The 15,060-nt window shown below is 60.6% G+C and carries 12 protein-coding genes and 1 pseudogene; 11 read left to right on the top strand and 2 right to left on the bottom strand.

Annotation, left to right across the window (positions count from 1 at the left end; all coding sequences use genetic code 11):
* The first annotated feature begins 34 nt into the window (after positions 1 to 34).
* From ACQZ5K_RS17475 to ACQZ5K_RS17455, 5 genes are all read left to right on the top strand, one after another.
* Entirely contained in the window at positions 35 to 1,063 is a 1,029-nt protein-coding gene (locus tag ACQZ5K_RS17475) for an ABC transporter permease (protein WP_059758625.1), read from the top strand.
* Complete coding sequence (locus ACQZ5K_RS17470) at positions 1,060 to 1,959, top strand: ABC transporter permease (protein ID WP_104679971.1); 900 nt, start codon at positions 1,060 to 1,062, stop codon at positions 1,957 to 1,959. Before ACQZ5K_RS17475 ends, ACQZ5K_RS17470 begins: the two co-directional genes overlap by 4 nt.
* A complete protein-coding gene (locus ACQZ5K_RS17465) occupies positions 1,946 to 2,791 on the top strand; it encodes an ABC transporter ATP-binding protein (protein ID WP_448740967.1) in 846 nt (281 codons plus the stop codon). The genes ACQZ5K_RS17470 and ACQZ5K_RS17465 overlap by 14 nt, the downstream gene beginning before the upstream one ends.
* Positions 2,788 to 3,525, top strand: coding sequence for an ABC transporter ATP-binding protein (locus ACQZ5K_RS17460; protein WP_080853488.1), 738 nt, complete (start codon positions 2,788 to 2,790; stop codon positions 3,523 to 3,525). The genes ACQZ5K_RS17465 and ACQZ5K_RS17460 overlap by 4 nt, the downstream gene beginning before the upstream one ends.
* 321 nt (positions 3,526 to 3,846) lie before the next feature.
* Positions 3,847 to 5,913: an ATP-dependent helicase gene (locus tag ACQZ5K_RS17455; RefSeq protein ID WP_448740966.1), complete on the top strand. Its 2,067-nt coding sequence runs from the start codon at positions 3,847 to 3,849 to the stop codon at positions 5,911 to 5,913.
* A 286-nt stretch (positions 5,914 to 6,199) separates the two neighbouring features.
* Here ACQZ5K_RS17455 and ACQZ5K_RS17450 read toward each other — a convergent pair whose 3' ends face one another.
* Complete coding sequence (locus ACQZ5K_RS17450) at positions 6,200 to 6,847, bottom strand: hypothetical protein (protein ID WP_448740965.1); 648 nt, start codon at positions 6,845 to 6,847, stop codon at positions 6,200 to 6,202.
* Between the two features lie 437 nt (positions 6,848 to 7,284).
* On the opposite strand from ACQZ5K_RS17450, the pseudogene ACQZ5K_RS17445 reads away from it, so the two are divergent.
* Positions 7,285 to 7,683: pseudogene (locus tag ACQZ5K_RS17445) on the top strand (ATP-dependent helicase); the annotation flags it as partial.
* Positions 7,684 to 7,739: 56 nt separating this feature from the next.
* Here ACQZ5K_RS17445 and ACQZ5K_RS17440 read toward each other — a convergent pair.
* On the bottom strand, positions 7,740 to 9,911 hold the full coding sequence (locus tag ACQZ5K_RS17440; protein ID WP_448740964.1) for a TonB-dependent siderophore receptor: 2,172 nt from the start codon (positions 9,909 to 9,911) through the stop codon (positions 7,740 to 7,742).
* A 282-nt stretch (positions 9,912 to 10,193) separates the two neighbouring features.
* On the opposite strand from ACQZ5K_RS17440, the gene ACQZ5K_RS17435 reads away from it, so the two are divergent.
* From ACQZ5K_RS17435 to ACQZ5K_RS17415, 5 genes are all read left to right on the top strand, one after another.
* Positions 10,194 to 11,006, top strand: coding sequence for an ABC transporter ATP-binding protein (locus ACQZ5K_RS17435; RefSeq protein ID WP_448740963.1), 813 nt, complete (start codon positions 10,194 to 10,196; stop codon positions 11,004 to 11,006).
* On the top strand, positions 11,003 to 12,046 hold the full coding sequence (locus ACQZ5K_RS17430; protein WP_448740962.1) for a FecCD family ABC transporter permease: 1,044 nt from the start codon (positions 11,003 to 11,005) through the stop codon (positions 12,044 to 12,046). The genes ACQZ5K_RS17435 and ACQZ5K_RS17430 overlap by 4 nt, the downstream gene beginning before the upstream one ends.
* Positions 12,043 to 13,083 (top strand): FecCD family ABC transporter permease, encoded by a 1,041-nt coding sequence (locus ACQZ5K_RS17425; protein WP_448740961.1) that lies wholly within the window; start codon positions 12,043 to 12,045, stop codon positions 13,081 to 13,083. Before ACQZ5K_RS17430 ends, ACQZ5K_RS17425 begins: the two co-directional genes overlap by 4 nt.
* 8 nt (positions 13,084 to 13,091) lie before the next feature.
* The gene (locus tag ACQZ5K_RS17420; protein ID WP_448740960.1) at positions 13,092 to 14,054 is read left to right on the top strand and encodes an ABC transporter substrate-binding protein; all 963 of its coding nucleotides are present in this window, start codon (positions 13,092 to 13,094) and stop codon (positions 14,052 to 14,054) included.
* A gap of 97 nt (positions 14,055 to 14,151) precedes the next feature.
* Entirely contained in the window at positions 14,152 to 15,048 is an 897-nt protein-coding gene (locus ACQZ5K_RS17415) for a MurR/RpiR family transcriptional regulator (RefSeq protein ID WP_448740959.1), read from the top strand.
* The last annotated feature ends 12 nt before the right edge of the window (positions 15,049 to 15,060 follow it).

Here is a 15,060-nt window from a genome sequence, read left to right as displayed (position 1 = left end):
CCGACAGCGTTCTCACAGGGAAGTGCGGCCAGCAATGACGGAAATCTCACTGCGCGGGCTTGGACATCGTTTTCTGCAACTGATCGTCAGCCTCTTCATCCTGCTCTGCATCACCTTCATCATCGGCCGGGTTATGCCGAGCGATCCGGTCGGGGCAATCGTCGGCGAACTTGCCGATCCCAAGGCCTATGAGGCCATGCGAGCGCGGCTGGGGCTCGACCTGCCGCTTTACCAGCAATTCTTCATCTATCTGCGCGGGCTGCTGCATGGCGATTTCGGCATTGCAATCCTGACCGGCAACCCCGTGACCCGCGATCTGGCGCAGGCTTTCCCCGCCACTTTCGAACTCGCCACGCTGGCGATCATCATCTCGACGGTCGTCGGCGTCCCACTCGGTCTCGCCGCCGCCCTCTTCCGCGACACCTTCATCGACAAGTTCGCGCGCGTTTTTGCGCTGGTGGGACATTCGATACCGGTCTTCTGGTTCGGCATCGTTGGGCTGGTGATTTTCTACGCGAACCTCAACCTCGTCGCCGGCCCCGGCCGGGTCGACGTCTTCTACGAAGGCCTCGTGGAGCCGAAGACGGGATTGATGCTCGTCGACAGCCTGCTCGCAGGCGAGACGGAAATCTTCTGGAACGCGCTTGGACACATCATCCTGCCGGCGATCATCCTAGCCTATATGGCCATGGCCTACATCACCCGCATGACGAGGGCATTCACCCTTGAACAGCTCAGCCAGGACTATGTCATCGCGGCACGGGCCAAGGGTGTCAGCCCAGCACGCACCATAACCCGCCATGTGCTGCCCAACATCGCCGTGCAGCTCATCACCGTTCTGGCGATCTCCTATGGCAACCTGCTGGAAGGCGCCGTGGTCACGGAGATCGTCTTCTCCTGGCCCGGCATCGGCCAATACATGACGAATGCGCTGCTCATCGGCGACATGAATGCGATTCTGGCCGCCACGATCGTCATCGGCTTCATTTTCATGTTGCTCAACTTCCTCGCCGATCTGGCCTACACCACGCTCGATCCCCGTACACGGGAGGCCGCACGATGACCGATATCGCGCACAACAATACCGTTGATCGTCCCAGCGCCCTATCGCGCATCTCGACTACCACCGTGCGGACACTTCGAAAGCTCGCGGACGAACCGCTTGGAATGTTCGGCTTCGCCATTCTGGCCATTCTGGTTCTGGTCGCCATTTTCGCACCTCTCATCGCGCCTTACGATCCTGCCCGTCAGGCTCTGGAAAACGCGCTCCAGCCTCCAAGCTGGGCGCATCTGGCCGGAACCGACGAATTCGGCCGCGACATTTTCAGCCGGCTCGTATACGGCACCCGCATCACCATCCAGACGGTACTGTCGGTCTCGGTCATCGTCGGTCCTATCGGCCTTGCCATTGGCGTGATGGCCGGTTTCTTCGGCGGACGAACCGACGCGATCCTGATGCGCGCGACCGATATCGTCCTGTCCTTCCCCTCGCTCGTGCTGGCGCTTGCCTTTGCGGCCGCCATGGGCGCCGGCCTCGGCACGGCGATCATCGCGATCTCGCTCACCGCATGGCCACCGATTGCGCGTCTTGCCCGTGCGGAAGCGCTTGTCGTGCGCAATACAGACTACGTCGCCGCCGCCCGTCTCTATGGCGCCTCGCCGCTGCGCATCCTGTTTCTGTACATTGCGCCGATGTGCATTCCCTCGGTCATCGTTCGCCTGACGCTGAACATGGCCGGCATCATCCTGACGGCCGCTTCACTCGGCTTCCTCGGTCTCGGAGCCCAGCCGCCGCTGCCGGAATGGGGCGCGATGATCTCCAGCGGCCGTAAGTTCATGCTCGACTACTGGTGGGTCGCCGTCATGCCCGGTATCGCCATCCTGCTGACGAGCCTTGCCTTCAACATCGCCGGCGATACGCTGCGCGACCTTCTGGATCCGCGTCATGCCCGTTCCTGATAGCTCCCCCATCCTTTCGGTCCGCGACCTCAATGTTCGTTTCGGCCGCAACACCATTCCAGCCGTGTCCAACGTCAATTTCGATGTCGCGCGCGAAAGGGTAGGCATCGTCGGTGAGTCCGGCTCGGGAAAATCCACCACCGGACGGGCTACCATGCGGCTCCTGCCGAAAGGCGCCACGGTGACAGCGGAGCGGATGGATTTCCTGTCCGAACCGCTGCTCGAAAAATCCGAGCGGCAGATGGGTACGATCCGCGGCAGCGAGATGGCGCTTATCATGCAGGACCCGCGTTATTCGCTGAACCCGGTGCTGCCCATCGGAAAGCAGGTGGCGGAGGCCGCCGAACTGCATCTGGCGCTGACCGGAAAGGCGGCGAGAGGTGCAGCACGCGACATGCTGCTGCGCGTGCGCATCAACGATCCCGACCGCGTGATGGCGCTTTATCCGCACCAGATATCGGGCGGCATGGGCCAGCGCGTGATGATCGCCATGATGCTGCTCGCCAAGCCCAAGCTGGTCATTGCCGACGAACCGACCTCGGCCCTCGATGTCAGCGTCCGCAAGGATGTGCTTTTGCTTCTGGACGAGATGGTGCGGGAGAATAATTCCGGCCTGATCCTCATCAGCCATGACATCCGCATGGTCGCGGCCTTCTGCGAGCGGGTGCTGGTCATGTATGGCGGGCGCGTCGTGGAAACGCTGACCAAGCTGGAGGATGCGCAACATCCCTATACGCGGGGCCTGATCGCGGCGATGCCCGATCCCCGCAATCCGGTGCGGCGTCTCAGGGTGCTGGACCGTCAGGCCATCGATGCGGAGGTGATGCGATGATCACGGTAGACAAGCTGGACGTCGTCTACGGCGCAAAGGAAAACCGCAATCACGTCGTGCGCGGCGTCAGCCTCACGGTCAACAAGGGTGAAACGCTCGGCATCGTCGGCGAAAGCGGCTGCGGCAAGTCGACCTTGCTGCGGTCGCTGGCGGGGCTGGAGGCCGGCTGGACCGGCTCCATCAGCTTTAACGGCAAACCGGTCGGCAAGACCCGCAGTCGCGACGAACTGAAACTGGCCCAGATGGTGTTTCAGGACCCCTACGGTTCGCTGCACCCGCGCCACCGTATCGGCCGGGCGCTCGCCGAACCGATCCGCGCCATGGGACTTGGCGATGGCTGGTCGAAAGTGCCTGCCGCCCTGCAACAGGTGGGCTTGCCCGCACATTTCGCCGAGCGCTTCCCGCATGAACTTTCCGGCGGCCAGCGCCAGCGCGTGGCAATCGCCCGCGCGCTGATCCTCGAACCGCCGATCCTGCTGCTCGACGAGCCGACATCCGCGCTCGACGTCTCCATCCAGGCGGAAATCCTGAACCTGCTTGCCGACCAGCGCGAAGAACGCGACCTCACCTTCGTTCTCGTCAGCCATGACCTCGCGGTGATCGCCCATATGTGCGACCGTGTGCTGGTCATGCAGAACGGCGATTTTGTCGATGAGCTGACCAAGGCCGATCTTGAAGCGGGCGTTACCCATTCGGCCTATTCAGGCGAGCTGTTCGAAAGCAGTTTCCTGTAACGATTCCCCCACAACGGTCACACCGGGCGGCCCATCCACGGCCGCTCGCATTCTCCCGTGGCGTAATTTCGGGGATTTCGCCCGACCGGCAGCGGCCAATCGCCGGCAGGGGACGAGCGACCTCTTGGGCCGATACATTTCACCACCGACTGCGCTCGAACCACCGGAACAATGCGTTCAGCATTTGTTCTGGATTGCTGTTTGAGTCTTTGCTAATCATTGCGACGACAGGGCAGACAATGGCCGGACATTCCGACGACTGCCATCTCTGAACAAGGTTCTCACCCGTGGGGACAGGCAGGTTATCTAAGGATTGCTGGCATGGCGGTTGCCTATCTGGAAAAGCTCAACGAACAGCAACGCAGGGCGGTGGAGCATGGCGTTGGGCTGGCGGAAGGACACACGGCCGGGCCGCTGCTGATCATCGCCGGGGCCGGTTCCGGCAAGACCAATACGCTCGCCCACCGTGTTGCGCATCTGATCGTGAATGGCGCCGATCCCCGCCGCATCCTGCTGATGACGTTTTCCAGACGTGCCGCCACGGAAATGTCGCGGCGGGTCGAGCGTATCTGCAAACACGTTATCGGGGCGAATTCGGCAATCATGACAGACGCGCTGACCTGGTCCGGCACGTTTCACGGCATCGGCGCGCGCCTGTTGCGCATCTATGCCGAGCAGATCGGGCTCAACATCGATTTCACCATCCACGACCGCGAGGATAGCGCCGACCTGATGAACCTCGCCCGGCACGAGCTCGGTTTTTCCAAAACCGAAAGCCGCTTTCCAACGAAGGGTACGTGTCTTGCGATCTATTCGCGCGTGGTGAATTCCCAGACGCCGCTCAAGGAGATATTGCGCCAGCATTATCCCTGGGTCGCCAACTGGGAGAGTGAACTGAAAGAGCTGTTCGCAGCCTATGTCGAGGCCAAGCAGGTCCAGAACGTGCTCGATTACGACGATCTCCTGCTCTACTGGGCCCAAATGGTCAGCGATCCCATTCTGGCTGATGATATCGGCGACCGCTTCGACCATGTGATGGTCGACGAATATCAGGATACCAACCGGCTTCAGGCCTCGGTGCTGATGGCGCTGAAGCCCGGTGGCCGCGGGTTGACCGTGGTGGGTGACGATGCGCAATCGATCTATTCCTTCCGGGCGGCGACGGTGCGAAACATCCTCGATTTTCCGGCATCCTTCAGCCCTGCTGCCGACATCATCACGCTTGACCGCAATTATCGCTCGACGCAGCCGATCCTGGCGGCCGCCAACGGCGTCATCGATCTCGCGCGCGAGCGGTTCACCAAGAACCTCTGGACCGAGCGGCAGTCGCTGGAGCGCCCGAAACTCGTGACGGTGAAGGACGAGACCGAACAGGCGAATTTCATCATCGACCAGATCCTCGCCAACCGCGAAACCGGCATGACGCTGAAACAGCAGGCCGTGCTGTTCCGCACCTCCAGCCATAGCGGCCCGCTCGAGGTGGAACTGACCCGCCGCAACATCCCCTTCGTCAAATTCGGCGGCCTGAAATTCCTGGACAGCGCCCATGTGAAGGACATGCTGGCCGTGCTGCGCTTCGCACAGAACCCGCGCGACCGCGTCGCCGGTTTTCGGCTGCTGCAGATGCTGCCCGGCATAGGATCGAAGAAGGCCGGCAATATTCTCGATGCGATTGCGACAGACCCCGAGCCGCTGCTTGCCCTTGCCGAAATTCCGCCGCCGCCGAAGACCGGCGAAGACTGGACAGCCTTTACGCAAATGCTGGTGGGCCTGCGACAGGCGCCGAACGACTGGCCGGGCCAGATCGGGCAGGCGCGACTGTGGTACGAACCGCATCTGGAACGCATCCATGAGGATGCGGACACCCGCAAGACCGATTTGCTGCAGCTTGAGCAGATCGCCGGCGGCTACCCCTCACGCGAGCGCTTTCTGACCGAGCTGACGCTCGATCCGCCCGACGCCACCAGCGATCAGGCCGGGGTGCCGCTGCTTGACGAGGATTATCTCAGCCTCTCCACCATCCACTCGGCAAAAGGCCAGGAATGGCGTTCCGTCTTCATCCTGAATGTGGTCGACGGCTGCATTCCCTCCGATCTCGGGGTCGGCACCACCCAGGAGCTGGAGGAAGAACGCCGGCTGCTTTATGTCGCTATGACGCGCGCAAAGGACAGTCTCGCGCTGATCACGCCGCAACGTTTCTTCACCGGCGGGCAGAGCCAGCAGGGCGACAGGCATGTTTACGCCGCAAGAACCCGCTTCATACCGGCGACATTGCTGCAATTCTTCGAGACGGCAACCTGGCCATTGGTGTCGGCCGCCGCTTCCGAGCGCAGCGCGCAGCAGATCCGCATCGATGTGGGTGCGCGGATGCGCGCCATGTGGAAATAGTCGGTGACGGATATAGCGCCATACATCAGTAGTTTCGGTGGCAAACCGTGAGTGCAACGAATGCCCATCGTTTTTTACGTCTGACGGATATTTTTGCGCTCGGTCAGAACTTCTGGCTTGCCCGCCTGGGCATAAAGTAAATTCCGATATTAAGGAGCGTTACGGCCTTGAGGATTCGGCCAGACGCAGCTTCGTACAGGGAAGCACCTGAGGTTTTTCTCAACCGCCTATTCCGAAAAAAGGAAAAGCAGAAAGCCGGTATGAAAAATCATTTCGCTTGCCAACATCATGCAAGCGGCCCATCTTTTGACAGGTTGTCAAGAACGATACGAAGTTCCGGCCATGGGAATTCATCAGGCATGCCCTGCTGCTCTCCGGTGACGAGAATGGAGTGCAGTTTTGCAATGGCTCCGGCAATCGATATGGCAGGTTGCGCCCACAGGGCTTTCGCCAGCTTCATTTCAAGGCGGTCGGACCTTATCTCGGCTTTCTGGGCGCGACTGTATCCCCAAGCCGTGTCCAAACGATCCCAAGCTTCCTGTCGCTCCCGAAGGGCAGCTATTGCCTTGGCTTTGATAACCTGATGCTCGGGAGCGTCGCCATATATCTGTTCAATTTCCTCCTGACTGGAAGCAAAAACCGTCACCGCCCTCCCCGGCAATGCGATTTTGACCTGCGGGAATCCAACAGCAGCCACCATCCTACTTTCAATGCCTTGTTGCAGCTTACAAAGCCGCTGAGTTTCGTCATGTGCTGTCAGCCATTCCCGCCAAAGATCCATCACCTTATAATCCGCCTCTGCGTCAAGCGAAGTTTCCGCTCCCATTGCTTCATCAAGCGCGCCAGCTTGCAACGCCAGCAATGCTGCGGACGTGGAAAGCACTCTACGTCGTGTTACCATAGGCAAAGTTCTGCTATTCTCAGAATCACTCATGATCCGAGCTCCCTTCAGCTTGATTATGGTCAGTTCTTAAAACGCGCTTTTCGTATCATTGATACGATATCGAAAGCGTCCGCCTAATTCAACAGAAATCGTATCGTCGTTACGAAATGAACTCTATTCAATGTAAAATGGCTCGCGCAGCTTTGGGATGGGGAACAAGAGATTTGGCGAAAGAGGCCCAAATATCTCCTGATACGGTGGCGCGTTTGGAACGAGGAGAGACCTTAAAATCCTCCACAATCAATGCCGTGCGCGCTACTTTCGAAGCTTCCGGCATCGAGTTCATAGAAGAAACCGGTGCCAAGGGAGTGGGCGTTAGGCTCGCAAGACCTCAGAGCAAATAAACAAGGATCAACCGCATTCAGCAATAATTGTCGTTATCCGACTTGTTGGGTAGTCGCGATCTGAAAAGATCGGCAATCAAATGATTGATTGTGGTGCGCTTCGCGCAGAACCCGCGTGACCGGGTCCGGCTTCCGGTTGCAGCAGATGCGTCCGGCATCAGACCGAAGAAAGCCGGCAATATTTTCGATACGATTGCGACAGCCCCAGAACCACTGCTTGCCCTTGCCGAAATTCCGCCGCCGCCGAAGACCGGCGATGGACTGGACAGCCTGTTGCTGATCACGCCGCAACGCTTTTTCACCGGCAGGCAGAACCAGCAGGGCGACCGGCATGTTTAGGCCGCAAGAACCCGCATACCGTCGACATTGCTGCAATTCTTCGAAACGGCAACCTGGCCACTGGTGTCGGCTGCCGCTTCCGAGCGCAGCGCGCAACAGATCCGCATCGATGTGGGTGCGCGGATGCGGGCCATGTGGAAATAAATAGCGGGGCGTTCACCCTGCTCTCATTCGCGATTATTTTCCGGTCGACGCCGTTGTTAGAACTTCACGCTGGCCGTAAGGCTGACGTTGAAGGGCTCACCCACGGCATTGGCATAGCTGGTGGAGCCGATGGACGAGGTGTAATAGGTCTTGTCGAAGATGTTCTTCAAATTGAGCTGCAGCGTCACCGGCTTTTCGAACTGAAGCGTGTAGGTGGCGAAGACGTCGAAGACCGCATAGCCCGGAAGATTGTAGGAATTGTCGTTGATGCCGGCGCGCTCACCCACCGTCCGCACACCGCCGCCCATGCGCAGCATATTGCCGTTAGGACCGACCTCGCCGACATCATAGGCAAGGAACAGCGAGCCGGTGTGGCGTGCCACATTTGGCAGACGCTTGCCGGCATAGGTGGGATCCTCGAGCACGAGCGCATCCGTATAGGCATAGCTTGCGATGAGATCGAGATCGTCGGTCAGGCTGCCGGCAATATCGACCTCCACACCGCGCGAACGGACGAGACCGGCGGCCTTCACCGTCGAGACGCCGCCGACATCTTCCGAATAGGCGACATTGCGCTTGCGGGCATTGAACAGGGCGATATTGGCGTTGAGCCCCGCGAAAAGATCGAACTTCGCGCCCACTTCGTAGGAAATGCCCTCTTCCGGATCGAGCCCGCCATAATAGGCGCCGATGGATGATTGCGGACGGAAGGTCTTGGCCACATTGGCGTAAAGCGAGGCATTCGGAGTGAGTTTGTAGACGAGGCCGGCATTGGGAATGAGTTCGCCGCCATCCTTCTCGGTATTGACGACGAAGGGACGGCCCTTGCCGGCATAGATGTCGTAATACTGGTAACGCAAGCCGCCGACCGCGATCCATTGATCGTTAAGATGCAGGGCGTCCTGCATATAGATCGAGGCGGTGGAGAGCTGTTCCGTCTGGTCGCTGTCGACCGCCCTTACCGTGGTGCAGACCGGCAGGCGGCCATAGGCGGGATTGTTGACGTTGAAATTCGTGGAATTCGCGCATCGCAGCATGTCGGTGCGCAGGGTGTCGCTGTAATCATAGGACGCGCCGAACAGCAGGTCGTTGCGCAGCCCGCCGATTTCGGCCTCGCCCGTCAGATCCGCTCGCAGCGCGTGATTGTAGATCGTCGAATATTGCGTCGCATCGGCCCGTCGCGTCACCTGCCCGGTGCGGGAATTATAACCCATCACGCGCGCCTGATTGTCCGAATATTCGTTACGGCTATAGGCGTAATTCAGCGACAGCTTCCAGTCATCGGAGAGTTGACGATCTATGGCGATGCTCGCCAGATCGGATTTGCCGTCGGTGATATTATAGGCTTCATCAAGGCGCAGGCGGCGGCTGACATTGATCGCCTTGCCGGTCGCCGGATTGAAGATGGTGCCGCGATCGAACGGCACGCTGTAGTCCTCATGCATATAGGAAACCGTAATATCGGTGTCCTCGCCGCTCCATTTCAGCGAAGGCGCGATGAGCCAGTTCTTTTTCTCACCGAAATTACGCCAGTAATCGCTGTTTTCCCCCTCGCCGATCAGGCGATAGGAAAAATCCGTACCCGCAACCGGGCCGGTCACATCGAAACCGCCTGATGTGCCATACTTGCCCGCCCCATAGGCGGAAAAGCGCGAATAGGCCTCCGCCGTGAATGTGTCCTCGGGCTTCTTCGTCACGACATTCACCATGCCGCCCGGATCGAGAATGCCGTAAAGCGTGGAGGCCGGACCTTTCAGCACTTCCACCCGCTCGACCGTATCGTTGAAGGAATGCGGCAAGGCCGTCTTCAGCCCGTTGACGAGGATGGAGCCGTCGCGATTATCACCGAAACCGCGGCGGATGACGGCATCCTGCGTACCGCCGAGCGTATTTGCCTGGGTGACGCCGCTGACATTGGCCAGCGCTTCGTCCAGCGAGCGCGCCTGCTGGTCGCGCAGCACCTCGGCCGTCACCACATTGACCGATTGCGGAATATCGAGGATCGGCGTTTCGGTGCGTGTCGCCGTGCCCGTCGTCACCGGCTGATAACCGCGCGCGCCTTTTTTGACATCGGCACTGACGGTTATGGTTTCGAGCACCGTCGTTCCATCAGCATTTTTCTTCGGCGCCGCACTCTCCTGCGCATAAGCAGGCAGGGCAACCCCGGCCAGAAGAAACGCCAGCAGCGCCCGTGAACGCACCCCAATGATCATCGAACCGTCATGCATCCTGTCTTGTCCCCGGCTGTCCCAAATCGTTATCGCGACGATGCACCGCTCTTTCAATTGATGAATGTAGTAGTCAACTTTATTTCCGCATCAGCGCGGCAAAACGCCGGCATCGACAGGCGCATTCGCGCTTCCTGGCGTGTCATTTCAGCCCATGACAGCCGCTGCTTGTTCAAATAGACCGGCAAAAACCGCATTTTCGAACGCTATATACTTGACTACTACAGTCATCAATAATTCTGGTGGCAACGCATTCAGACAGTGACGGACTTGAGCGACGGCATGAGACCCATAAGCACAGATAGAGGCCTTGCGGCGCAGGCAATCGAGCTTGCCTACGGCGACACGCCGGTGCTCGCGGATATGTCCATCGATGTCGCGCCGAACCGCTTCACCGTTCTGCTTGGCCCGAACGGTTCTGGAAAATCCACGCTTCTCAGCGCGCTTGCCCGCCTGCACCGGCCCGCGCGGGGCCATATTCTTCTCAACGGCAGCGATATCTTCCGCCACCCGACCAAGGAGGTGGCGAAAAAGCTCGGCATGCTGGCGCAGCAGAACCATACGCCGGAAGGGCTTTCGGTTTTCGATCTCGTCTCCCGCGGCCGTTACCCGCATCAGGGATTTTTGAAGCAATGGAGCGAGGAAGACGCCCGCGCAGTGGAAGAGGCGCTTTCCGTGACCGGCATGTCCGAACTGGCGGAACGAGCGGTCGACAGCCTTTCCGGCGGCCAGCGCCAGCGCGCCTGGATCGCCATGGCGCTGGCGCAGCAGACGGATATAATTCTTCTCGACGAGCCGACGACCTTTCTCGATCTGCACCACCAGATGGAGGTGCTGGACATGCTGGCCGGCCTCGTCACCCGCCACAACCGCACGATCATGGCGGTGCTCCACGACATCAATCTTGCCCTGCAATATGCCGATCACCTGATTTTCCTGAAGGACGGGCGGCTGCGGCACCGGCTGGAAACGGCAGCGGCGTGCGATGCCGGCATCATTGCCGATGTCTTCGACATGGCAGTTGCCCAACTCACGCATCCGGTCACGGCACGGCCGGTATTTCTTCCCCTGCCCGGGCGGACCGGCGCGGCATGAACCTCACCGGTACCAGCGCAAGCACCCCTGCCCTCAGAGAGCAAGCCTATGACCGCACGCTTGCGGCAGCGCTTCTCCTGCTGCTCACCATGCTGCTTCTGGTGCTGGCGCATATGGCCACCGGCCCGCGCCCCATCGCGCCGCACGTTCTGCAAGACCTGATATTCGCTTATGACGCCCGGAATTTCGACCAGCAGGTTTTGATGCGCCTGCGCCTGCCGCGTCTGCTGGCTGCGATGCAGGCCGGGGCCTGCCTTGGGACAGCCGGGCTTCTGCTGCAGACCTTGCTTCGAAATCCACTTGGCGAGCCGCATATTCTGGGCTTGAATGCCGGGGCAAGCCTTGCCGTCGTTCTGGCGACAGTGATGCCGCTCGGGCTGATTGCAACGCCGCTGTTCCGCCCATTGCTGGCGGCGACGGGCGCGGGCATCAGCTTTTCGCTCGTACTTCTCCTTGCTTCCGCCGGGCGGCAGGGGCTGACGCCGGCAAAACTCGTCTTTTGCGGCATTGCGCTTTCCACGCTTGCCGCAACCCTCACCTCCGCCATCCTCATTCTCAATGAGGAAACATTGCAGCAGATGCGTTTCTGGCTGGTGGGCGATACGGCCGGCGTTTCGATCACAATCATCGCCGCCGCCCTGCCCGCGGCCATGATTGCGCTCATCCTCGCTTTCGCCGTCGCCCCCCGGCTCGATCTTCTGGGGCTGGGCGAGAGCGCTGCCGCAGCACTCGGTGTACCGGTCCGTTCGACGCGGATTCTGGCGCTTGTCTCCATATCGCTGTTCTGCGGCGCGGCCATCGCCGTCGTCGGCCCCATCGGCTTCGTCGGTCTGGTGGTGCCGCCGCTCGTCGCACGCCTGAAAACGGGGCGGCTTCTGCTTGCCATACCCATCGCTGCACTCGGCGGCGCGGTTTTGTTGATCGCCGCCGATCTCGCCGCCCGCCTCATTCTCCTGCCCACAGAACTGCCCACCGGCGCAATGACCGGTCTTGTCGGCGCGCCGGTCTTTCTCTGGCTGGTGCGCAGGGTGCTGAAATGAGCCGTTACCGGGTTGTCCGACTGGGGCACTTTTCCGTCCGCGTCATGCCGTCGCGGCTCGCCATTCTGCTGGCGCTTTTCCTCTGCCTCATGCTTGTCACCCTGTGGTCTCTCACCGCCGGCAGCCAGCATATTCCCGCCTCCGCCCTGTGGTCGCTTGTCACCGCAACCAACACCGATGCCGCCATAACCGACGCCCTCGTGGTTCTCGACTTCCGCCTCTCGCGTCTGGCGCTTGCGATGGTGGCCGGCGCCATGCTCGGCATTGCCGGCACCATCATGCAGGCCACGACCCGCAACGGCCTTGCCGATCCCGGCCTGCTCGGCGTGCGCGAAGGCGCATCCCTTGCCGTGCTGGGCTGCCTGTTCCTGCTGCCTTCCCTGCCGGTCATGTTGCGCCCCGTCGCGGGTATTGCCGGCGGCATGGCAAGTGCCGCAATCGTTCTGATGCTCTCCGGCGCAACCTCGCGCCTGCGCTTCGTGCTGACCGGCATCGGCTTTTCATGGTTTTTATCAGCTTTGCTTCTTATCCTTATGGCATCGCTCGATATTCGCAATTTGCAGACGGCGATGATCTGGATGGCTGGCAACCTGCAGGGCGCAAGCTGGACAGCGGTTTCAATCCTCTCCGTCATCCTCGTCATCGCCCTTGGCCTTCTTCTCATGACGGCGCGCGCCGCCGACGTGCAGGCGCTCGGCGAGCATGCAGCAACGGCGCTTGGCGTCCATAGCCGCCTCCTTTCGGTGCTTCATGTCACGCTTGCCGTCAACCTCACCGCATCCTGCGTTTCCTTCACCGGCAGCATCGGTTTTGTTGGCCTGATCGGTCCGCATATCGCCCGGCTTCTGTTGCCCGGGGGTTCCTATCCCGGGCTTGTCATGGGTGCAGGCCTGACAGGCGCAACTCTGGTCGCAGCGTCCGACATCATCGCCCGAACCGCCTTTTCACCGCTGGAGCTGCCGACCGGCCTTGTTCTTTCCGCCGTCGGCGCACCCACGCTGCTTGCCCTTCTCTGGTTTCACCGGCATCGCCTATAGGTCCCCCCATGCGCAAAACACTTCTCGCCCTTCTCCCTGCCGCCGCTTTTCTCCTCGGCACAGCCATGGCCCAGGCCGAAGAGACCAACCGAAGCTTTACCGACGACCTCGGCCGCAGCGTTTCCATTCCGGCAAAGCCGAAACGCATCGTGACGCTGCACGATATAGACCTCACCATTCCGCTGATCGAGCTGGGCGTGACGCCGGTGGGCAGCCACGGGCGCATGGGCACGGACGGCAAACCCTATCTGCGCTCCAGCGCCATTCTGACCGGTGTTGATTTCGACAATAGCGACATCGCCTATATCGGCTCCATCAATGCCGATCTGGAGGCGATTATCGCCCTCAAGCCCGATCTCATCCTGACCGAACCGGATCGCCCCACTCCCGTTGAAAAACTGGCGCAGATCGCCCCCACCGTCGCCATCGACAATACCAAGGACGGCGCACCGCATATTTACAAAGTACTGGCCGAGCTGACCGGCACGCAGGAGCGTCTGGCCGTGTTGGACCGGCGCTACCGCGCGCAGATCGAGGCGCTGAAGGCATCGGTCGATAGAGGCGCCATAACGGTTTCGGTGTTCCAGCCGCTCAACGGCAAGATCAGCGTCTACCACACCTATCGCGCGCTCGGGCGGGTGCTGCGGGATGCGGGGTTTCGTTTCCCCGCCATCATCGACGCCATTCCGGATGGCGACCGTATCGAGATCAGCGCCGAACGCCTGCCGGAACTCGACGCCGATATCATCTTCGATCCCTATCGCTCCGATACCGGCGCTTCACCGCAGGCGGAAATCGACATGATGGAAGCCGTGATGCCGGGTTTTTGCAATTTTCTTGAGGCCTGCCGCAACGGTCGGTACATCCTCCTGCCCCGCGAGGAAGCGATTTCCAACTCCTATGCCGCGCTCAGCCTCATGGTAGCTGCTGTCCAGTCGCATTTGACGGTGCGGCCAGCGCCCGAAAAGTGACAGCGACGATCCCTACGGACAAAAGCGCTTGCCTCCCGGCTTGGCGCGCTGCTAATTCGAGAAGAAGAGTAGAAAACTCAGCTTCACGGAAGAATTCATGTCGGCTGGCGAAACGCATACATCAAGGCTTCGGCGCACCGACCGCTTCGGCGAGCAGCTGCGCAAGCGCCGCGACCGCCTGTCGCCGGGCCTGCTTGCCGTTGCCGAATATATTGACGGCCACCGCCATGCGGTTCTCGCCAAATCGGCGCTGGAAATCGGCTTCGAGACCAATACATCCGATGCGACCGTCATCCGCGCCATACAGGCGCTTGGCTTCCAGGGGCTGGTCGATCTCAAGGAAACGCTGGAGGCCTATCTGGGCGTGACGGATTCGCCCGTCGAAAAAATGGCGGCTACGACAAAATCCATATCCGGCAACTGCGATGCAGCAATAGATTTCGTGCTCGACAATCAGAAAAACACGCTGGAGATGCTTTCAAGCGCAGAAAACCGCGAAGCCATGGCGGCGGCCGTGCGGCTTCTCTCGCAAGCGCGCGGCATCGGCGTGCTCGGCATCGGCGCCTCCGGCATCATCGCCACCTATGCCGCAAGGCTATTCCAGCGCTCGGGCGTCCATTCCTATGCGCTCAACGCCACCGGCATCGCGCTTGCAGAACAGTTGCTCGAGCTTGAAAACGGCCACGTCCTCATCATGCTCCTGCACGGCCGCGCCCACCGCGAAGCCCAGACCGCCATAGCCGAGGCAGGCCGCCTCGACATCCCGATCATCATGCTGCTCGGCCAGGAAGACAGCGTGCTCAAAAAACACGCCAACGCCAGCCTCTTCCTGCCCCGCGCCAAAAACGAAGGCGTGGCGCTCCACGCCCCCACCTTCATCGCCATGGAAACCATGGCCCTCGCCCTCTCCGCCGCCTGCCCTGAGCGAAGCCTTGAGACGCTGGAGCGGCTGGTGGAGTTGAGAACCTCGATCAGGCCGCATAAGCGGACCTAATCCTACTTCGAT

The organism is Agrobacterium sp. 22-226-1 (genome assembly GCF_053522345.1).
The sequence above is the reverse complement of the archived record's forward strand: the minus strand, read 5'-3'. Positions and strand labels throughout refer to the sequence as shown.